This window comes from Psychrobacillus antarcticus (assembly GCF_029533155.1).
GTDB classification, from domain to species: domain Bacteria; phylum Bacillota; class Bacilli; order Bacillales_A; family Planococcaceae; genus Psychrobacillus; species Psychrobacillus antarcticus.
This window is the reverse complement of record NZ_JAIZDB010000016.1, coordinates 19,953-39,469: the sequence shown is the minus strand read 5'-3', so window position 1 is coordinate 39,469 and position 19,517 is coordinate 19,953. Positions and strand designations below refer to the sequence as shown.

The 19,517-nt window shown below is 36.5% G+C and carries 20 protein-coding genes and 2 pseudogenes; 17 read left to right on the top strand and 5 right to left on the bottom strand.

What is annotated here, in order from left to right; translation table 11 throughout:
• Window positions 1-8: 8 nt before the first annotated feature.
• The 10 genes from mutL (at window position 9) to glnA (ending at window position 10,708) form a co-directional block, all read left to right on the top strand.
• Window positions 9-1,817 carry a DNA mismatch repair endonuclease MutL gene (gene mutL, locus LDK52_RS09945; protein ID WP_277585808.1) on the top strand — a complete coding sequence of 603 codons (1,809 nt, stop codon included), beginning with the start codon at window positions 9-11 and terminating at the stop codon, window positions 1,815-1,817.
• A 12-nt stretch (window positions 1,818-1,829) separates the two neighbouring features.
• Window positions 1,830-3,341: a glycerol kinase GlpK gene (glpK, locus tag LDK52_RS09940; protein ID WP_277585807.1), complete on the top strand. Its 1,512-nt coding sequence runs from the start codon at window positions 1,830-1,832 to the stop codon at window positions 3,339-3,341.
• A gap of 3 nt (window positions 3,342-3,344) precedes the next feature.
• A complete protein-coding gene (locus LDK52_RS09935) occupies window positions 3,345-4,991 on the top strand; it encodes a glycerol-3-phosphate dehydrogenase/oxidase (RefSeq protein ID WP_277585806.1) in 1,647 nt (548 codons plus the stop codon).
• A 25-nt stretch (window positions 4,992-5,016) separates the two neighbouring features.
• On the top strand, window positions 5,017-5,913 hold the full coding sequence (locus LDK52_RS09930) for an alpha/beta hydrolase (RefSeq protein ID WP_277585805.1): 897 nt from the start codon (window positions 5,017-5,019) through the stop codon (window positions 5,911-5,913).
• A complete protein-coding gene (gene miaA / locus LDK52_RS09925) occupies window positions 5,906-6,826 on the top strand; it encodes a tRNA (adenosine(37)-N6)-dimethylallyltransferase MiaA (protein ID WP_277585804.1) in 921 nt (306 codons plus the stop codon). Before LDK52_RS09930 ends, miaA begins: the two co-directional genes overlap by 8 nt.
• Window positions 6,827-6,889: 63 nt before the next feature.
• Complete coding sequence (gene hfq, locus LDK52_RS09920) at window positions 6,890-7,111, top strand: RNA chaperone Hfq (RefSeq protein ID WP_277585803.1); 222 nt, start codon at window positions 6,890-6,892, stop codon at window positions 7,109-7,111.
• Window positions 7,112-7,184: 73 nt separating this feature from the next.
• Window positions 7,185-7,484, top strand: a complete 300-nt coding sequence (locus LDK52_RS09915; RefSeq protein ID WP_277585802.1) for a rhodanese-like domain-containing protein — start codon at window positions 7,185-7,187, stop codon at window positions 7,482-7,484.
• A gap of 79 nt (window positions 7,485-7,563) precedes the next feature.
• Window positions 7,564-8,811, top strand: coding sequence for a methionine gamma-lyase family protein (locus LDK52_RS09910; protein ID WP_277585801.1), 1,248 nt, complete (start codon window positions 7,564-7,566; stop codon window positions 8,809-8,811).
• Between the two features lie 141 nt (window positions 8,812-8,952).
• Window positions 8,953-9,336: a MerR family transcriptional regulator gene (locus tag LDK52_RS09905; RefSeq protein ID WP_277585800.1), complete on the top strand. Its 384-nt coding sequence runs from the start codon at window positions 8,953-8,955 to the stop codon at window positions 9,334-9,336.
• A 37-nt stretch (window positions 9,337-9,373) separates the two neighbouring features.
• Window positions 9,374-10,708 carry a type I glutamate--ammonia ligase gene (gene glnA, locus LDK52_RS09900; protein ID WP_277585799.1) on the top strand — a complete coding sequence of 445 codons (1,335 nt, stop codon included), beginning with the start codon at window positions 9,374-9,376 and terminating at the stop codon, window positions 10,706-10,708.
• 93 nt (window positions 10,709-10,801) lie between these two features.
• On the opposite strand, the gene LDK52_RS09895 is transcribed toward glnA, so the two are convergent.
• From LDK52_RS09895 to LDK52_RS09885, 4 genes and pseudogenes are all read right to left on the bottom strand, one after another.
• Complete coding sequence (locus tag LDK52_RS09895) at window positions 10,802-10,969, bottom strand: integrase (RefSeq protein ID WP_277585798.1); 168 nt, start codon at window positions 10,967-10,969, stop codon at window positions 10,802-10,804.
• A gap of 564 nt (window positions 10,970-11,533) precedes the next feature.
• A pseudogene (locus LDK52_RS20115) lies at window positions 11,534-11,938 on the bottom strand (transposase); the annotation flags it as partial.
• Between the two features lie 15 nt (window positions 11,939-11,953).
• Complete coding sequence (locus LDK52_RS09890) at window positions 11,954-12,151, bottom strand: hypothetical protein (RefSeq protein WP_277585797.1); 198 nt, start codon at window positions 12,149-12,151, stop codon at window positions 11,954-11,956.
• Window positions 12,152-12,298: 147 nt separating this feature from the next.
• On the bottom strand, window positions 12,299-12,682 hold the full coding sequence (locus LDK52_RS09885) for a transposase (RefSeq protein ID WP_277585796.1): 384 nt from the start codon (window positions 12,680-12,682) through the stop codon (window positions 12,299-12,301).
• Window positions 12,683-12,943: 261 nt separating this feature from the next.
• Here LDK52_RS09885 and LDK52_RS09880 point away from each other — a divergent pair, with 261 nt between their 5' ends.
• From LDK52_RS09880 to LDK52_RS09860, 5 genes and pseudogenes are all read left to right on the top strand, one after another.
• Window positions 12,944-13,174 carry a hypothetical protein gene (locus LDK52_RS09880; protein ID WP_277585795.1) on the top strand — a complete coding sequence of 77 codons (231 nt, stop codon included), beginning with the start codon at window positions 12,944-12,946 and terminating at the stop codon, window positions 13,172-13,174.
• Window positions 13,175-13,526: 352 nt separating this feature from the next.
• Window positions 13,527-14,336 carry a MerR family transcriptional regulator gene (locus tag LDK52_RS09875; RefSeq protein WP_277585794.1) on the top strand — a complete coding sequence of 270 codons (810 nt, stop codon included), beginning with the start codon at window positions 13,527-13,529 and terminating at the stop codon, window positions 14,334-14,336.
• A gap of 402 nt (window positions 14,337-14,738) precedes the next feature.
• Window positions 14,739-15,224 (top strand): CPBP family intramembrane glutamic endopeptidase, encoded by a 486-nt coding sequence (locus LDK52_RS09870; RefSeq protein WP_277585793.1) that lies wholly within the window; start codon window positions 14,739-14,741, stop codon window positions 15,222-15,224.
• An 839-nt stretch (window positions 15,225-16,063) separates the two neighbouring features.
• Window positions 16,064-16,573 (top strand): MepB family protein, encoded by a 510-nt coding sequence (locus LDK52_RS09865; RefSeq protein ID WP_277585792.1) that lies wholly within the window; start codon window positions 16,064-16,066, stop codon window positions 16,571-16,573.
• A 393-nt stretch (window positions 16,574-16,966) separates the two neighbouring features.
• Window positions 16,967-17,191 (top strand): annotated as a pseudogene (locus tag LDK52_RS09860) (reverse transcriptase domain-containing protein); the annotation flags it as partial.
• 265 nt (window positions 17,192-17,456) lie between these two features.
• On the opposite strand, the gene LDK52_RS09855 reads toward LDK52_RS09860, so the two are convergent.
• Window positions 17,457-18,065: a TetR/AcrR family transcriptional regulator gene (locus tag LDK52_RS09855; protein ID WP_277585791.1), complete on the bottom strand. Its 609-nt coding sequence runs from the start codon at window positions 18,063-18,065 to the stop codon at window positions 17,457-17,459.
• 365 nt (window positions 18,066-18,430) lie between these two features.
• Here LDK52_RS09855 and LDK52_RS09850 point away from each other — a divergent pair, with 365 nt between their 5' ends.
• Together LDK52_RS09850 and LDK52_RS09845 are read left to right on the top strand one after the other, a co-directional pair.
• Window positions 18,431-18,688: a hypothetical protein gene (locus LDK52_RS09850; protein ID WP_277585790.1), complete on the top strand. Its 258-nt coding sequence runs from the start codon at window positions 18,431-18,433 to the stop codon at window positions 18,686-18,688.
• Window positions 18,689-18,724: 36 nt separating this feature from the next.
• Window positions 18,725-19,492: a gluconate 2-dehydrogenase subunit 3 family protein gene (locus LDK52_RS09845; RefSeq protein ID WP_277585789.1), complete on the top strand. Its 768-nt coding sequence runs from the start codon at window positions 18,725-18,727 to the stop codon at window positions 19,490-19,492.
• Window positions 19,493-19,517 lie beyond the last annotated feature (25 nt).

The window sequence follows — 19,517 nt, the reverse complement described above, 5'->3', positions numbered from 1 at the left end:
GAATGAAAATGGGACAAATCATTGTTATGAACGAACTGCTATCCAACAAAATTGCAGCTGGTGAAGTAGTGGAACGACCAGCTTCTGTTGTCAAAGAATTGGTGGAAAATGCAATAGATGCAGAAAGTACTTCTATTGAAATTACACTGGAAGAAGCAGGACTATCTAAAATTCAAGTGACTGATAATGGAAAAGGTATGGACGAAGAGGACGCGTTAAAATCCTTCTCTAGACATGCCACCTCCAAAATCACTACAGAGCATGACCTTTTCAGAATCCGTTCCCTAGGTTTTCGAGGCGAGGCACTTGCAAGTATAGCCTCTGTATCCAAAATTAGTTTGTGGACTTCGAATGGTGAAAATATTGGGACAAAAGTTGAGTTAGAAGGTGGGAGGGTATTATTTAATACCCCTGCTCCTATTCGTAGAGGAACTGATATTGTCGTGAGCCAGCTTTTTTACAATACACCAGCCCGCTTAAAATATTTGAAGACGATTCAAACGGAGTTAGGGCACTCCATTGACTTGATAAACCGCTTAGCCATTAGTTATCCAAGTATTGCGTTTAAGCTTACACATAATCAGCAAACGATCGTGCAGACAAGCGGAAGAGGAGACTTGAAACAGGTTTTAGCTTCTATTTATGGAATCTCTAACGTAAAAAAAATGGTTGCCTTCGACAAGGAATCGGCCGATTTTCATATTTCGGGTTATGGAACATTACCAGAAATAACGAGAGCATCAAAAAACTATATAACGGTATTAGTGAACGGCCGCTGGATTAAACATTACGGTATTAATAATGCGATAGTCGATGCATACCATACGTTGTTGCCAATAGGTAGGTATCCGATTGTCGTCTTAAATATTGAAATGGATCCGATACTGACGGACGTCAATGTTCATCCTGCCAAGCATCAAATTCGACTCAGTAAGGAAAAAGAGCTGATGGAATTGATACGCACGACCATTCGTTCAATCATCCATCGTGTACAGAAACCACCAGAGATTATGGAAAAGCCAGCTGTAAAAAAGGAGCAAAGTTTGCAATTTGATTTCTTTAAACAAACATATGAGCCGGTACAAAAGGATCTGATTACATCAATCAATAATGGGCAGACAACCGAGCAAATTCATAATCCCCTTGAGCAACAGCCTAGTATCGTATATGAAGAGGTAGAGGCTTTGACAGACTTCGATATGCAACCGGTCGAATATATGGAGGATAAAAAGCCATTTCCTGATTTACATGTAGTAGGTCAAATCCATGGTACATACATTGTTGCTCAAAGCGATGATGGTTTTTATTTGATCGATCAGCATGCCGCTCAGGAACGAGTAAAATATGAGTTTTACAAGGAAAAGATAGGGGAAGTAAATGCAAACGAGCGACAATCACTATTGCTGCCATTAACTTTTCACTATTCTTTAGACGAAGCCTACCGTATTAAAGAGTCTTTGGGTGAATTAAATGATGTAGGAATATTTTTGGAGGAGTTTGGTACTTCTAGTTTTGTCGTTAGAGATTATCCTACATGGTTCCCTAAGGGCCAGGAGACGAAGATTATTGAAGGTTTGATAGAACAGGTGTTAAATCACCGTAAAACGGATATAAAAAAACTTAGAGAAGAAGCAGCTATTATGATGAGCTGTAAACTGTCTATCAAAGCAAATCATTATTTAACGATGAACGATATGGAGCAGCTGTTAGAAAGTTTAAAAAATGCACGTCATCCATTGACCTGTCCACATGGTAGACCAGTAATCGTACATTTTTCGACGTATGAGGTTGAGAAAATGTTCAAACGAGTGATGTAGGAGGAAACCTTAATGGGAAAATATATATTATCGATTGACCAAGGAACGACAAGTTCTAGAGCAATACTGTTTGATAAGCAAGGCAATATTGTCCACTCCGCTCAACGAGAATTTAAACAATATTTTCCTAAAGCAGGTTGGGTAGAACATGATGCGAAAGAAATTTGGGGATCTGTTTTATCCGTGCTGGCAGCTGTTCTGACTGAAAGTGGGAACCAACCGGAGGATGTCCATGCCATTGGGATTACAAACCAACGAGAGACTACAGTCGTGTGGAACAAACATACCGGAAAACCTGTATATAATGCGATTGTTTGGCAATCCAGACAAACTCAATCCATCATTGAAGAACTCAAAAAAGCGAACCTGGAATCGTTTTTCCAAGAGAAGACAGGGTTGAAATTGGACCCGTACTTTTCTGCAACGAAAGTTAAATGGATATTGGATAATGTAGATGGTGCGAGAGAGCAGGCAGAAGCTGGTGATTTACTTTTTGGAACGATAGATACGTGGCTAATTTGGAAGCTATCCAATGGCAAAGCTCATGTAACTGATTATTCCAATGCTTCTAGGACGATGCTTTACAATATAAATGATCTGCAATGGGATGAAGAGATTTGTGAGAAGCTTTCTATCCCAATGGAAATGCTCCCAAAAGTAGCATCTTCATCTGAAGTATATGCCCAGACCGATCCATCTGTATTCTTTGGGAAAGAAATAGATATCGCTGGAGCTGCTGGGGACCAACAGGCCGCACTTTTTGGGCAATGCTGTTTTGAAAAGGGCATGGCTAAAAATACGTATGGTACTGGATGTTTTATGCTTTTAAATACTGGGGAAGAGGCAGTTACTTCCCCATCTGGTTTATTAACAACGATTGCATGGGGACTAAATGGCAAAGTAACCTATGCGTTAGAAGGAAGTATTTTTGTTGCTGGTTCCGCAATCCAATGGCTACGAGATGGACTACGTATGATAAAAAGTGCTCCTGAATCAGAAGGATATGCTAAAAAAGTAGATTCTACGGATGGTGTCTATTTTGTTCCGGCATTTGTTGGACTTGGAACGCCTTATTGGGATTCCGAAGCAAGAGGGTCTATTTTTGGATTAACTAGGGGAACATCTAAGGAGCATTTCATCCGGGCGACGATAGAATCCCTTGCTTACCAGACAAAAGATGTGCTCGATACGATGGAAAAAGATTCTGGAGTAGAAGTTGAAATACTTCGAGTGGATGGTGGAGCAGTAAGTAACGAATTTCTAATGCAGTTCCAAAGTGACCTGTTAAATTTAAAGATTGAACTTGCAAAGCTTAATGAAACAACAGCCCTTGGAGCTGCTTTCCTAGCAGGTTTAGCTACAGGCTTTTGGAAGGATGAACAAGAGCTAAGTAATTTGCGTGAAAGTCAAAAGCAGTATGAGCCACAAATGGAAATTGCTAAAAGAGATCAACTATATAAAGGCTGGAAAAAAGCAGTCGAGGCAACACGAATTTTCAAACTTTTAGATGAAAAGGTGGAATAATAATTGAAGTCTTCTGTAGAACGTGAGCAAATAGTAAATACACTAAATTATTACGAATTCGATGTGCTAGTAATTGGCGGAGGTATAACTGGTGCAGGAATCGCACTTGATGCTGTAACTCGGGGTATGTCCGTTGCTTTGGTAGAGATGCAGGATTTTGCTTCTGGAACTTCTAGTAGGTCCACAAAGCTTGTCCATGGTGGTTTACGATATTTGAAACAATTAGAAGTGAAAATGGTTGCGGATGTTGGGAAAGAAAGAGAAATTGTATATGAAAATGCGGTTCATGTGACGGAACCTATATGGATGTTACTACCATTTCACAAAAAAGGAACATTTGGACCCCTTTCTACTTCTGCTGGCTTAAAGATGTATGACTATTTAGCTGGTGTGAAGAAAGATGAAAGAAGAATAATGTTATCTGATGAAGAGACACTCGAAAAAGAACCACTCCTTAAAAGTAAAGGTTTGCTTGGTGGGGGATACTATGTTGAATATCGGACAGATGATGCCCGACTAACGATTGAAGTCCTAAAAAAAGCAATGGAAAAAGGTGCGGTTTGCTTAAACTACGCTAAAGCACGATCCTTTATCTATGGTGATGATAATCAGGTAATGGGAGCAGAGATTGTTGATACAGTAAGCAACAAACGAATTTCCATTCATGCAAAAAAAATAGTAAATGCCACTGGACCTTGGGTTGATGGAGTTCGTGCTTTAGATGCCATTGAGAACAATAAAAAACTAAAGCTCACAAAGGGTGTGCATGTTGTTATTGATCAATCAGTCTTCCCTCTAAAGCAGGCTGTCTATTTCGATACTCCTGATAAGAGAATGGTTTTTGCTATCCCACGTGATGGGAAAACGTATGTCGGAACAACGGATACTTTCTTTGATGGTGATATTCATCATCCGGTAGCTACACCTGAAGATGTCGATTATCTGATCGAAGCAATCCATTCGATGTTTCCGTTAGTTCATGTTACAGCACATCAAGTCGAGTCTAGTTGGGCAGGGGTTCGTCCATTAATATATGAGGATGGGAAGAATCCCTCAGAAATTTCTCGAAAAGATGAGATTTGGCAGTCGGAAGCTGGTTTATTTACAATAGCTGGAGGTAAACTTACAGGGTACCGAAAAATGGCTGAAACAATTGTAGATAAAATATCGAAGCAACTTGGCGATGAAAAATACGGACCATGTATAACGAAGCATTTAACGTTATCTGGTGGTGATATTGGTGGCTCTAAACAATGGGAGGCTTTTCTCACTCAGAAGGAACAAATGGCTGTAGCTTATGGACTTTCTGGTTTAGAAGGTAGAAAACTGGCTAAAATGTATGGGACGAATGTCGATAAAGTATTCCATTATGCACAAATTCTTTCTACTATCCCTTCAAGCTTGCCGTTAGCAATACTCGCTCAAATTTATTATGCAGTACATGAAGAAATGGCTTATTCACCTGTGGACTTTTTAGTGAGAAGAACAGGTATGCTGTATTTTGATATACAGCATTTTAATGCGTATAAAGAAGAAATAGTGAATGTAATGAAGCAATTGCTGCACTACTCAGATGCGGAAACTATTGTATTTAATAAGCAATTAGAAAAACTTTATAACGAAGCTACATTAAAGGGAAGTAGGGATTAAGCTGAAGACTATCTTAGAAGGCAAAATGTCAGATGGGCATTTGATTCAAATCGTTAGTTTTACACCAGAAACAGCACCGATTGGTCATGTACATCTTCTTCATGGTATGGAAGAGCATATCGGTCGTTACGATGATTTCGCTACATTTTTAATGTCCAAAGGATTTTTCGTATCGGGCCACGATCACCGTGGACATGGTATAACAGCTGAAAAAAACGGTCAATATGGATATTTTGCAGATAAGTTAGGGTTTGAGCGAGTAACGGAGGACGTACGTGAAGTGTTGATACATGTTCGTGAAGATCTGGGGGATATTCCACTTATTTTATTTGGGCATAGTATGGGTTCGTTTATTGCGCGTAGATATATGCAAAAGTATAGTGACTCTTTAACAAAGGTCGTCCTTTCTGGAACTACTTTTAATCCTGGACTAATGGGAGACGCGGGTAAACTAATCGGTAAATTTACGTCTGCTGTAAAAAGTCCAACGGCAAAAGCTACATTATTGAATAATATGTCATTTGGAGGATTCAATAAACAAGTAACGAATCCAAAAACACCATTTGACTGGCTTTCGACAGATGAAAAAGAAGTTCAAAAATATATGGAGGATCCTTTATGTGGAAATATCCCGACAAATCGATTTTTTGTCGATCTTTTCGATGGATTGAAAATAATTCACCAAGCTAAAGAAAATAAACATATAAAAAAAGATTTACCCGTTTTAGTAATTAGTGGTGCAAAGGATCCTGTTGGAAAAGATGGCAAGGATATTTTCAAAGTCGCAAATGGATTGAAAAGTGTCGGAATGACAAACGTTACTGTACATCTGGTAGAGGATGCGAGGCACGAAATATTAAACGAAGTTAATAAGCTTCAAACATATAAACTAATTGCAAATTGGATGATAGATAATGCATAAAACAGCAAACGTCATTGCTATAGTCGGACCTACTGCTGTCGGAAAAACAGCTTTAAGTATTCAATTGGCTAAAGCATTTAATGGCGAAATTATTAATGGAGACTCGATGCAGGTGTATCGAGAGCTCCATATTGGAACTGCAAAGATTACACAAGAAGAGATGGAAGGTATCCCACATCACCTATTAGATATTAAGGATCCTACGGACAGTTTTTCTGTTGCGGAGTATCAAAAACTCGTTCGTGGTAAAATTGAAGAAATTACATCAAGAGGTAAAACTCCCATAATTGTTGGAGGAACTGGTCTTTATATTCAATCTGTTTTGTATGACTTTAGATTTACAGAACAACCGAATCGGGACGAAAATAGACTTGCAGAATTAGAAAAAATGTCTCCAGATAACTTATATATACTTCTATATTCGCTGGATCCGGAGGCGGCAAAGGATATTCATCCGAATAATGTCCAGCGCGTAATTCGTGCGATTGAACGAGTAGAGCTTACCGGGAAACAAAAGAATGATATAGAGCAAAACCAGGGACAGGAAGAAGTTTATCGACATTATATTATTGGCCTGTCCATCGATCGCGAGAATTTATATGATCGCATCAACAAGCGAGTGGACATAATGCTAGAAAAAGGCCTTTTAGAAGAAGTAAAAACACTTTATAGCAAAGGCATTCGAGATGTTCAGTCGATCCAAGCAATTGGTTATAAAGAAATATATGCCTATCTAGATGGTAATGTCTCTTTTGAAGACGCAATTGAGCAACTAAAGCAAAACTCAAGAAGGTATGCAAAAAGACAGTTAACGTATTTTAGAAACAAAATGGACATCCATTGGTATAATCCATTTACAGATGAAGTAAGAATAATAAAAGAAATTAATGAATTTATGCAGGAAAATGAATAATTAAAGCGAATATTAACTAAGTAGTATGTTTAAACATGCAAAATGTATAATGGGGGTATTGAGATGAAACCTATGAATATTCAAGATTTATATTTAAATCAGCTTAGAAAAAATGATATTTTTGTAACCGTATTTTTATTAAATGGGTTCCAGCTTAAAGGAGTAGTAAAGTCTTACGATAACTTTACTGTCCTATTTGAATCAGATGGAAAACAGCAGTTAATCTACAAGCATGCAATTTCCACATTTGCTCCTTCTAAACCAGTTAAGCTAACAGAAGAATAATATGGTTTGTTTGACACGCGGACATGCTCCTATTATGATTTTATAGAATAAACATAGAAGCGGAGAGTGTAACATGAATGTTATTACAACAGAACAACTTTTACAAAAACTAGATGCTGGAGAAAAAATCAGTGTCATCGATGTACGTGAAAGTGATGAAGTAGCAACTGGAATTATACCTGGCGCAAAACATATCGCGCTAGGTCAAATCGAAAGCAACATGGATCAACTCGACAAATCAGTTCCTCATTACATAGTATGTAAAGCAGGTGGTCGCAGTGCGATGGCCTGTGAAATTCTAGAGGAAAATGGATATGACGTAACAAATATTGCTGGTGGTATGATGGACTGGGACGGCGAGTTACAGTTCTAACTAGTAGACTAAGGGCTAATTTCATTTATGAGATTAGTCTTTTCTATTTGTAATTTAACATTAGGAGAATGAATATAACATGGCATTTACAACAACGTTATCGAAAGAAGTATTGAACCTTGCAGAGCAAGTGGAAATCAAAATCGCTCCGCACCACAAAGTTGTCGAAAAAATTGCGTTTTTAAATCAACAAAAAGTCATTCAAGCCTTTAAGAATCATGGAGTTAGTGATCATCATTTTCATCCGTCATTTGGCTATGGCTACGATGATGAAGGCCGAGATACATTGGAAAAAGTATATGCAACGACATTTGGTGCAGAAGCAGCACTTGTACGTCCTCAAATTATTTCAGGAACACATGCGATTTCTATTAGTTTGTTCGGTGTATTAAGACCAAATGACGAATTGTTATATATAACCGGTAAACCTTATGATACCTTGCAATCCATTGTAAGTGGAGGAGAAGAGGATACAGGGTCCCTTGCTGACTTCGGTATTTCGTATAATCATATAGATTTAATGGAAAATGGAGACATCAATTGGGACGCTGTAAAAAGAGCTGTGAAAAGCAACACCAAAGTAATTGCTATTCAACGTTCGAAGGGTTACGCAGTACGTCCCTCCTTTACAATAGAACAAATAAAGCAAATGGTTGTGGAAATTAGAAGTATTAAAGAGGATGCAATTATTTTTGTAGACAATTGTTACGGAGAATTTGTGGAAGAGTTGGAGCCGACGGAAGTAGGGGCGGATCTAATGGCAGGTTCCCTGATCAAAAATCCTGGTGGTGGACTTGCTAAAATCGGAGGCTATATTGCCGGCAAAGAGGAGTTTGTCACTAAATGTGCTTATCGAATGACTTCTCCGGGTATAGGAGCAGAGGCGGGTGCTTCTTTACATGCATTGATGGATATGTATCAAGGATTCTTCCTTGCACCGCATGTCGTATCTCAGGCAGTGAAGGGAGCCATCTTTACTTCGGCTCTTTTGGAGCGGGTTGGTATGAATACTGAACCACACTATGCAGAGCCTCGTACAGATTTAATCCAATCGGTGTCATTTCAAACAGCCGAACAAATGATTCAGTTTTGTAAGGCTATACAAATGCATTCCCCAGTAAATGCTCAGTTTATGCCCGAGCCAGCTTATATGCCTGGTTATGCCGACGATGTCATAATGGCCGCAGGTACATTTGTACAAGGTTCTAGTATGGAGTTAACAGCTGATGGGCCAATCCGACCTCCATATACAGCATTTATCCAAGGTGGGTTAACTTACGAGCATGTGAAATATGCTATTTTAGGAGCCGTTCAAACGTTAAAGTGATAATAAAAATGAAAGTATTTCTTCATCAGTGGAAATGCATTTCATTTTAAGTAAAAATAATTGTTAGGTTTTGTGACATGGAGTTGACATGTTAGATAACATAACATATACTAACTTTATAACCGATTAGGAGGTGCAGTGATGGAAAAGGAATGGAGACGTTCCATGCCGTTACTTTCGATGAATATTGTGATGCAATTGACTGGCTTGACTGCTAGGCAAATTCGTTACTATGAAGAGCAAGAACTGGTTCTCCCTGCACGGACTGAAGGTAAACAGCGCATGTTTTCACTGGATGATATTGATACATTATTGGAGATAAAAGATTTATTGAAAACAGGTGTTAATATCGCTGGGATCAAACAAATCTTTGAACTGAAAAACAGTCCTGTGGTTTCTAAGGATGTACGAAAAGTTATATCGGACATTGAATTGCGTGCAATTGTAAAAGAAGAAATGCAGTTAGCTCAAAGGCAACAAAGAGCTTCTTTGCGACAAGGGGACCTATCTCGATTCTATCGATAATCGAGGTTCAAATATAAATTTTTAGGAGAGTGGAAAAATGAGCAAGTATACTAAAGAAGATATCAAAAAGTTCGTGACTGAACACGAGGTGAATTTTATTCGTCTTCAATTTACAGACATACTAGGAACAATTAAGAACGTTGAAATTCCAGTTAGTCAGCTCGACAAAGCTCTCGACAATAAAATGATGTTCGACGGATCTTCGATTGAAGGATTTGTTCGAATTGAAGAATCAGATATGTACTTAGTACCAGATTTAAATACATGGGTAGTATTCCCTTGGATTACGGGTAAAGGGAAAGTGGCCCGTTTAATCTGTGACGTAAATAAAGCAGACGGAACTCCTTTTGCAGGGGATCCTCGTAATAACTTAAAACGTATTATAAAGGAAATGGAAGAATTAGGATTTACAAGCTTTAACTTAGGACCTGAACCTGAATTTTTCTTATTTAAATTAGATGCTCAAGGGGAGCCAACACTTGAATTGAATGACCATGGTGGTTACTTTGACTTAGCACCAATGGATTTAGGGGAAAACTGCCGACGTGATATCGTTCTTGAACTAGAAGAGATGGGCTTTGAAATTGAAGCATCTCATCACGAGGTTGCTCCAGGCCAACATGAAATTGACTTCAAATATGCAGATGCAATAACAGCTTGTGATAATATTCAAACGTTCAAACTTGTTGTTAAAACAATTGCTCGTAAGCACGGCTTGCATGCGACATTTATGCCAAAACCATTATTTGGCGTGAGCGGTTCAGGAATGCACTTTAACGTTTCCTTGTTTAAAGGAAAAAATAATGCATTTTATGATAAATCAACAGAAATTGGTTTAAGTGAAACAGCTATGCAATTTATGGCTGGTGTATTGAAGCATGTACAAAGCTTTACCGCGATAACTAACCCATTAGTAAACTCGTATAAACGCCTAGTACCTGGTTATGAAGCTCCTTGTTATGTAGCGTGGTCCGGACAAAATAGAAGTCCATTAATCCGTATCCCTTCTTCAAGAGGCGTAAGTACACGCATTGAGGTTCGCTCAGTAGACCCTGCTGCCAATCCATATCTTGCGATGGCAGTAATTCTACAAGCTGGTTTAGATGGCATTAAAAATAATTTAACACCACCACCAGCTGTGGACCGCAATATTTACGTAATGTCAGAAGAAGAGCGCATCGAAAACGGTATTCACAACCTACCACCAACTTTACATGCTGCGCTACAAGAGTTAGGTAAGAGTAAAACAATCCGTGATGCACTTGGTGAACACATCTATGCAAACTTCGTAGAAGCAAAAGAAATTGAATGGGATATGTTCCGCACTGCTGTACATCCGTGGGAACGTGAGCAATACCTGAAAATGTATTAAGCTAGGTATAGCGGGATTTGTTTACTTGATTTATGGGTATTTTATGAGGAATAAATCATAAGAATTATTCACACCCCATTTTCACCCCAAAAACTACTTTAAAAAATCTTTTTTAAAAACATCGTTCAGTCGTGAGTTGACTCGTTCGGTGTTTTTCTTATTTATTTTGGAAGATACATGAGCGTATACATCTGCGGTTATTTGATAACTACCATGCTCTAATTGTTTTTGAATATATTTAATATCTGTTTCCGCTTCCATTAATAAAACTACATACGAAAGAACTAGCCATTCACTCGTAGCGAGTCTTGGAGGGCTAATGGTAACATTAGCCTTTAAGCGTAGACAGATAGGGGGCGGGCCGAAAGCCAAATGGTTGAAGGGACTGAGCTCCATAATGTTAGTAAATCGAGAGGGCTGATGCTTTAAGCACGGCAGAAAGCTACATTTTATCCATCGTTAAAGGCAAGAAGGATAAAACCTCTCTGGAGTCAGAGACCTTGGCACGTCACACATCGATATGATAGGGCAACTCGGGAGGCCCTACCGGTCTTTTCTTCTTATTAGAAGAGTATGGTGTACAAGCGATAATAAGCGAGGAAACCAAATGCCGTTGTAGGGAGTCGGATAGCAGCGTAGTACAAATGAAGTTGGGTAATGCCGATGGAGGAAAAGCTGCTACCAAATGATCACCCTCACTAGGGACACATTTACTACACAAAGTGGTAGAAATAATAAATGTAAACTAAACTATTGAGGATAGCAGAATCAGTGTGAATGATGATTTGGAGGAGCCGTGTGCGTAAATAGCGCAAGCGAGTCTGTCTAACAATATAATTTTTTTCTATCACTTTTATGAAATAAAGGGGTATTTCGATGAAAATAGCATATATTCGAAAAAATAAAGGCATTTCCCCCCTTTATTTTCTCTATTAATTCCCTAACTCCCACAATATTTATTAGCCTTTTCAGATTAGAGGCAAGGCAAATAAGACTTGCCTCTGTGTTGACTGATTCAAGCCCTCTTGTTAAAAAGTAGGTATACCCAAACTGCCGTTTAATGGTTCCAAATGGATGCTCGACTATAGAACCACGCTTTTTGTAAAGATGCTTTTTGTGCATTGTATTTTGGGCGACCTTTTCTATGTATGCTTCTTCTTCAAACCTTGTGACAGATCTTCCACCTTTAGCAGATGTACATTTCTCTTTGTTTCCACAAACATCAAAGTCTTCACATGTATATCGCTAATAATTTTTCTCTTGTTGTTTTCCATTCCGTTTAAATCCTAAGTTAAAGCCAAGTGGACATGTATAGCTATCCTCTGCCGGATTATAGGTAAAGTTAACCTTATCAAAACCATTTTCAAGTTTTTCTTTTTTACCCTTTTGCGCAATAATCAATATTTCCGTGTTTTCATCAGAGGAATCTACGATTCCAGTCATATTATAAGATAAGTCTCTATTTTCAAATCATAATAGTCTAATTTCTTTTTATAATATTGTCATTGTAATGTTTGTTCTTAGCGGTACTTGCCTTTATTTTTGTCCCGTCAATGGCAACGAGTTCACCATCAATTAGTCCAAAACCTTTCAGTAATAGAGTGAACTCTTTAAATAATCGTTTGATTGTCTTTTTGTTATTTTCATAAAAGCTGATAGGGTTCCATGATCTGGGGTAACTTTACGAATTAACCACATAAGCTCCATGTTTCGTTTAGCCTCGGTTTCCATAGTGCGGGATGAACGGATTCGATTCATATAACAATAAATGTATAATTTAAGCAAATCTTTTCTCATGTAGGGTTTTTGCCCAGCCTTATTTCCAGAATATACTACAAATCCTAGTTCTTCTAAATCTAGATTATCAATGTATGCATCAATTACTCTTACAGGATTATCTTCACTTACAAAGTCATCTAAAGTGTTAGGTAAAAGGTTTATTTGATAACGATCTTCACCTTCAATAAATGCCATCTAATCATCTCCCTTAATAATAGAGATTCGACATTTATCCAGAAAATCATCTTTTTACTAGAATTTTTTTAAAATTGTTAGACAGACTCAAGCACGGTTCTGTGAGGGGGAGGAACACAATCTACCGCAAGGTATAAAGGTTCCCTTCTACTCGACTAGTTTAATAAAAAAATGGTTGGAGACGAGATAATTTGATTAACAAATTAAAGACATTTCTATTTACTTCTAATGATTTGTTAATTGCAAAAGGAGGTAACCTATTTGAAACTATATGATAAACCGATTAAAGCATATTTACATAACGATCTAAGTGCTGCTGAAGAACATGACGGGGAACTCATTTATTTGTTTGAAGAGGGGTACGTGACAGTTCTTGGTGAGTTTGAATGTGAGAAGTATGTTGGAGGAACAGCTTGTATTATTTTTAATCAAGAAGATGTTATATCTGTTGGGAAAGGTATGCTACGATTTGTTGACGATGAGAGATTATGAGTGACAAATAACCTTTTTATATTGTGTGATGATAGGTCTCTTCTTAAAGTAAAATATTTTTTCTTATTGAATTAACACCGTAGTTTAGTTGAATAAGAATACAAAAAAAGAACCTAATTGTAACTTTGTAAAAAGACTTTCATTTAACACGAGGTTCGATTAATAAAATAAAGATTGATAATTTGTATTAAAGTTTCATTAATACCATCCCCCTCTAAAGAATGCTTAGAGGGGAGATAAACTTCATGTGGATATTTATGGTAATATTAATATTTAGATTATAAAGAAAAATATTCGTTATAATATACCGAATTTTTAAAGTTGTTTTATGAGTTTAGGAGGTCAATATGAAATGGAAATGAATACATATAAAACAAGTCAATTATTTGGAATTCTAGGTGTATCTAGAGATGCACTAAGGTATTACGAAAAACAAGGAATTGTAAAACCAAACCATGATGAAATAAATAATTATCGGCAATATAATGATTATGATATATATACATTATTGGTTGCAGATTTTTATATAAAGAGAAACTTATCGATGAAAGAAGTTAGAAAACTACAAGAAGGAAGAGCAATAGAAGAACTGGAAACTTTATTAGAAATAAAAGCCGAACAATTAGAAGAAACCATACGAAATAAAAAGTATATGCTACAAAAAATAAAAGAAACAAGAGCATTCTGTGAGGACTTAAAACAAAACTTAAACCAATACTCCATAAGGAAATTCCCAACCTATGAAGTAATTGATGAGTTTTCTGATTTTTATTCGTTTCTGGAGTATCCTGCCATATTGGAAAATATGGATATGATGAAGGATGATATTCTTAGCAAAATCATGAGGAAATTTACTTTTGATGAAAACGGGTTTCTAGATTCCAAGATGTATATTGTTGAAAAGCATGAAACGATACATAAGGAAAAAAGCGAATGCTATTTACAATATTCTAAATGCATCTATACAATTGTTGAGGATGGTAGGTATCAAAATGGAAATAATGATATTAAAGATAAAGTATTTGAGCCTACTTTAGAATGGGGAAACGAACAAGGGCTTAAACCAAAAGGGGTTGCTTTTGTTAATACTCGTCTTATTACATATCTCGATAATAAAGAACGAGCCTTCTTAGAAATATATATTCCAGTTGAAGAAGAGTAAAATACTCTTTATAGATATTGACCTGGGGGTAACACCATAGTTTATCTTTATAACCAATGGAACAAGTGCAAATTGTTCTATTGGTTTTTTATATAAAGGAGGGTGTTTGGTTTGAGTGGAATGGTAAAAAAGTACATTTTATGGACCTATGTCATGTTCTTTGTTTTTCTTCTTGTCATAGGGCTGACAATGTTTCTATTAAAGTCTCAGCCCGTAGTAGATATATTAATCATGCTTTCATCGTGGACGGCTACATTTGTCTTCGTAATAATGTTCCGTAAAATCTACCCCCAAGGGAATCTATGGAACTTTATTAAAAGCCAATTTAGGGAAAGAATCAGAATATCAACGGTATTGTGTGTCGTTCTTATTCAATTCGTGGTTTTGATTGGTAGTCTTTTAATGACAAACAAAGTATGGGGTGTGCCCATATATGGACAATTAACTGCTTCATGGACTTCACTTCTCATCGCATTTGGCTCCAATTTAATGGCTGGACCACTCGGGGAAGAATTAGGGTGGAGGGGGTTTGTATTATATGAAATGCAAAAAAGATTCAGTCCACTAAAATCAGCCATTATCATTGGATTGGCTTGGGGTTTCTGGCATACACCGTTATGGCTTATGTCAGGATACTCAGGATTACAATTGTTGCAATATATCATTTGTTTCTTGGCTAGCATTGTTGCTGTATCTATTATCATAACCGCATTTTATAACTTAAATCCTAATCTTATTATTCCTATTACGATCCACCAACTTTTCAATTATTTTATGGGTATTCAAGTTGGAAATCTACTTAATGCGCTTACAGTTACCTCTGTATTATATTCAATAGTGGCTATAGCTTTAGTTTTAGTTAATTATAAAAAGTGCTTATACAGGTAATGGAAAGGAGCATGTGGTTTATGCGAAAGGACTTAGCTTCGGTTTATATGTATCTAATGATTAGCGTCATACGTGGGTCGTTCAAACAGTTCCAGGTCAAGAAAAGCTAATGATAGGAGTTGTGAGAGCAGCAAGAAATTGGAAAAAAACACGTATGTAAGTAAAAGACCAATTAAAAAATTAATAAACATGTCAATAAAGTAGAATTTCAAAAAGTATATGGTACTTAGAATAGTTTCAGTGAAACCTTGGCTTACCTTTTACGCCGAACACTTCAAAAGTGTAATTAGTAAACTTATTTATTTTTTTACTCGTGGCTAAAAAGTTTGTGAAGAAATGTACTTAAACTAACGTATGCGCGCGACAAGTTCTGTTATAAGCGCTTTTTAGCGTGAAAACACTGGAGATTTATAAAAAATAAATTTTAACTTTACAACGGAGGATAGGAATGATGGAGCCATGTTTCCTGAAACTATCCCATCAATACTTCTACATGTGTCCTGATTGACTGGTCATGGGGTGTGAAGCACAGGTAGACTGATGAAGAATCATTTAATCATGCAAGATAAGGTTCTCGTGAGACTAATAGAGGTTCACCTCCTACAGGAGGCACCGACTTATTGAAACGGAAGAATTGAGACACGAAAGGTACTAATATATCAAATGTGTTGATGATTAAATCGAATTGGATTAGTTGGAACGCCGTATGAAGTGAAAGTTTCATTTACGGTGTGAAAGGGGAGGGATAACTTCAAACCCTTACCTATCTGTATTAAGAGTGTTGTTTAACTTGTATTTAACAATCGGGTTCGATTGTTGGAAATTTGAGGGGTGGAATAATGAATGATTTTTATACAGCATTAAATTACGTAAATAAAATGATTTACGAGCCAAATGACTTAACTGTAAAGTCGATTCAAGAAGAAAAGCAAAATTCTAAGTATGGTGCTGGTACATTTCGGTTATCCTCGAGAACAGTTCGTTTCAGAGTTGCAAATATAACCCCCACCAAAGTAGGGCAGTTTGTTGCATTTTGGGAAAAAGACGAAAATAATAAAAACCAACCCTTTACATATGAGGAAGCACCTGATTTATTAGTTATAACTATTTTTAAAGATGGTAGTGATCTTGGACAATTTATTTTTCCAAAAGAAATTCTTTTCAAACATAATATTCTTAGGTCCAGTTCAACAAAGGGGAAAATGGCAATAAGAGTTTATTCTAGCTGGGATAAACCGAGTAGTGAGCAAGCAATGAAAACTCAAAAATGGCAGTTGCCTTATTTTGTTGAGATGAGTGATCCGAGTAAATTACCCATAGACAAAATAATAGAACTGTATTCGCTTTAATCTTATGCAAACGGGCGTTATTGTTTAATAAGTGTCTCTATTCTTATTCAACTAACACGTAGCTTTAGTTAGGAAGTGGCTGCCTGTAAGGGTAGCCTTTTTCTTATTGAACTAACGGAGCAGGTGTGCGGCCGAGCCTAGATCGTATCATATAGCGGGTGGGATTCCCGTCGAGAAAGAACTAGCCATTCACTCGTAGCGAGTCTTGGAGGGCTACTGGTAACATTAGCCTTTAAGTATACAATTAAAGACTTTTTAAAAATGGCTAATTCTATTGAATGAGGCTGTTCGGGGAAATGCAAAAATAGAATTACAGTGATAATCCCTCTTCCACTAACGGGTGCGCGCGACAAGTTCTGTTATAAACGCTTTTAAGCGTGAAAATATAGGGAATGTATTCCATGTATTATAGATAGAATTATACAACAGTGTTTTAAGCGAGTCTTAGAACCTATTGCAGAGGCTCATTTTTATAATCATAACTACGGATTTAGACCTCAACGGTCTACTCATCATGCGATGGCAAGAATTCAATTTCTAGTTAATCAGTCGAAACTTCATTACGTTGTAGACGTTGATATCAAAGGGTTCTTTGATAATATTATCAATCAACGAATCGATGTTAAAGAAAATCAATAAATATCGAGAAAAATATGAGCTAGAAACAATAAATTAACCCAAATCAACAAGAGTAACTTGAAACTTATAATTAATAATACCGTCGCTAGATGGAACGCGGAATGATGGAAAACTATCACGTTCCGTGCGGAGTAGGGGGAAAGCTGGAGATAATTTCAAACGCTTACCTATTACTAACTTTAGTTAAGCAAGCGGGTGCCTGTAGAGGAACTATGATAGCTATAGGGATTATTGTATGTAATAATTATTCTCTCTCAAAGCGACCCATTTCATCTGTGTACGGACCTTTAATAGAAATTCTGAGTAACATAGACGTCATTTCTTCCGGGGAGTATTTGTAATTATTTTTTATCCACCAAATAATACTTTCCAAATAAGCACCTGTTACATAACTAATAAGAATACTAACTGGCAAAACAAGTTTTTCTTCACTTGGTGTCGAGTAATGTAATCCTATTGATATAAACTCTTCTAATATGGTTTTGACCTCATTTACAAAGTGTGGGTCATGTTTAATAAGCAAAAATATTTCATAAAAAATATGGTTTTTTTGAATATGATTAAACAAGGCAATCATATTTATTGGCAGTTCATTAAATTTCACTTCTTCAATCAATATCTTTTTTTTAATGATGAGGGAGTCCTTTAAGTCTTGTAAAACCTCTTCCGTCATACTATTCATTAAGGAATTGACATCGTTATAATATTTATAAAAAGTAGGCCGTGTCACGCTTGCTTCTTCACAAACTTCTTTCACCGAAACCGTTTTTTTTGTCCTAGTCAATAATTTTAGTAGAGCCTCGTATATTTTCTTTTTTGATTTAACTTGTCTTGGATCTATACTTTCTTGCATTGCGAGACCTCCTAAGAACAAAAAGTGAATTATTATTAATAATGATTATAGCATAAATGCAAACATCTATTAGTGATGGTTTATATAATTACCCAACTAGGTAAAGTTGCTGGACAAACGTTTAAGTAGTTCGAAAATTCAACTAAAGAAATAGTTGATGATTTAACGCTAAATTAGAAGATAAAGAAAGTGAAGACAAAAAGAAAAACCAATTTACTGAAGCCAGCTATTTACTATAAAAATAGCTGGCTTTTAAATTTTCAAATAAAAAAAATTTGTGAACTAATTAACATTGTGTTAAAATCACTAAGACTTAATTTACATACTGTTTAATAAATATGTCGAAGGAGGTGTTAGAAATAAAAATGACTCAATATAATCGTGAAGAGTTACAGATGCTTAATCAATGTCTTTTTGCTCTTTTCATTGTAGCAGATTTTGCACTATTGCTCTTTTTTTTACAAAGTCCTTATCCATGGTTTGCTCTATTAGGTTCAGGAATTGGTTTAGCTATCATTGTTCTTTGTTGGACTGGAAGTAAATACATTCTGTTTATTGCTTCATTATTAGTTTTCTCGATCACTCATACACTTATCTACAATTGGAGTGAAATGATACATTAAACAGAGATTCACAATATTTATATAGGAGGTTTTAATATGTCAGAACAAGAAATAAAGAATTCCGTTTTGGACAAGCGTTCCTCCAGACGTACGTTTATCAAAAACTCTGGATTGACCGTTGGTGGAGTTGTATTAGGTGGTGCACTGGGCAGTCTTTTCATAGATAAGGAGGCTTCTATAAGTAATGAGACTCATACACACCCTACTACCGCTAATCCGAACGAAGCGTTAATGTTTTTTACACTCGAACAATATGCGGTGGTCGAAGCTGCTGCTGAACGAATTTTTCCGGAAGATGAATTAGGACCAGGAGCTAAATCATTAGGCGTCGCTATGTATATCGATCATCAACTAGCTTCGCCTTGGGGAGTTAGTGCCAAAGAATATATGACAGGTCCATTCAAAGTTGGAACTGCTACGCAAGGTTTTCAAGGACGACAAAAGAATGCGGAGATTTTCATGATGGGGTTAACTGCATTAGAAAACTATACAAAAACTAATTATGAAAACGCTAGATTTAATTCATTAACAGAAGAGCAACAAGATGCAATTCTGATGGACTTCGAAAGTGCCAATGGTGAAAATAAAGTTTCTATTGCTGGTATTACGTCTAGTCAATTCTTTAGTATGCTGAAAAGCTTAACAATAGAAGGTCTATACTCAGATCCAATGTATGGTGGTAATAAAGAAATGGGTGGCTGGAAACTTAAAAACTATCCTGGTCATCAAATGTCATTTAAAGCAGATATGGAGAAAGAAGAATTTATTGTATATAAACCACAAAGTTTGAGCTCTATGCATTAATAAGATGAAGAATATGAATATAGAG

Bases quoted from the DNA above. Each gene is read 5' to 3' on its own strand.
- mutL (WP_277585808.1), top strand. From the start codon at position 9: ATGGGACAAATCATTGTTATGAACGAACTGCTATCCAACAAAATTGCA.
- glpK (WP_277585807.1), top strand. From the start codon at position 1,830: ATGGGAAAATATATATTATCGATTGACCAAGGAACGACAAGTTCTAGA.
- LDK52_RS09930 (WP_277585805.1), top strand. From the start codon at position 5,017: ATGTCAGATGGGCATTTGATTCAAATCGTTAGTTTTACACCAGAAACA.
- miaA (WP_277585804.1), top strand. From the start codon at position 5,906: ATGCATAAAACAGCAAACGTCATTGCTATAGTCGGACCTACTGCTGTC.
- hfq (WP_277585803.1), top strand. From the start codon at position 6,890: ATGAAACCTATGAATATTCAAGATTTATATTTAAATCAGCTTAGAAAA.
- LDK52_RS09915 (WP_277585802.1), top strand. From the start codon at position 7,185: ATGAATGTTATTACAACAGAACAACTTTTACAAAAACTAGATGCTGGA.
- LDK52_RS09910 (WP_277585801.1), top strand. From the start codon at position 7,564: ATGGCATTTACAACAACGTTATCGAAAGAAGTATTGAACCTTGCAGAG.
- LDK52_RS09905 (WP_277585800.1), top strand. From the start codon at position 8,953: ATGGAAAAGGAATGGAGACGTTCCATGCCGTTACTTTCGATGAATATT.
- glnA (WP_277585799.1), top strand. From the start codon at position 9,374: ATGAGCAAGTATACTAAAGAAGATATCAAAAAGTTCGTGACTGAACAC.
- LDK52_RS09895 (WP_277585798.1), bottom strand. From the start codon at position 10,969: ATGGAAGCGGAAACAGATATTAAATATATTCAAAAACAATTAGAGCAT.
- LDK52_RS09890 (WP_277585797.1), bottom strand. From the start codon at position 12,151: ATGACTGGAATCGTAGATTCCTCTGATGAAAACACGGAAATATTGATT.
- LDK52_RS09885 (WP_277585796.1), bottom strand. From the start codon at position 12,682: ATGGCATTTATTGAAGGTGAAGATCGTTATCAAATAAACCTTTTACCT.
- LDK52_RS09875 (WP_277585794.1), top strand. From the start codon at position 13,527: ATGGAAATGAATACATATAAAACAAGTCAATTATTTGGAATTCTAGGT.
- LDK52_RS09870 (WP_277585793.1), top strand. From the start codon at position 14,739: ATGACAAACAAAGTATGGGGTGTGCCCATATATGGACAATTAACTGCT.
- LDK52_RS09865 (WP_277585792.1), top strand. From the start codon at position 16,064: ATGAATGATTTTTATACAGCATTAAATTACGTAAATAAAATGATTTAC.
- LDK52_RS09855 (WP_277585791.1), bottom strand. From the start codon at position 18,065: ATGCAAGAAAGTATAGATCCAAGACAAGTTAAATCAAAAAAGAAAATA.
- LDK52_RS09850 (WP_277585790.1), top strand. From the start codon at position 18,431: ATGACTCAATATAATCGTGAAGAGTTACAGATGCTTAATCAATGTCTT.
- LDK52_RS09845 (WP_277585789.1), top strand. From the start codon at position 18,725: ATGTCAGAACAAGAAATAAAGAATTCCGTTTTGGACAAGCGTTCCTCC.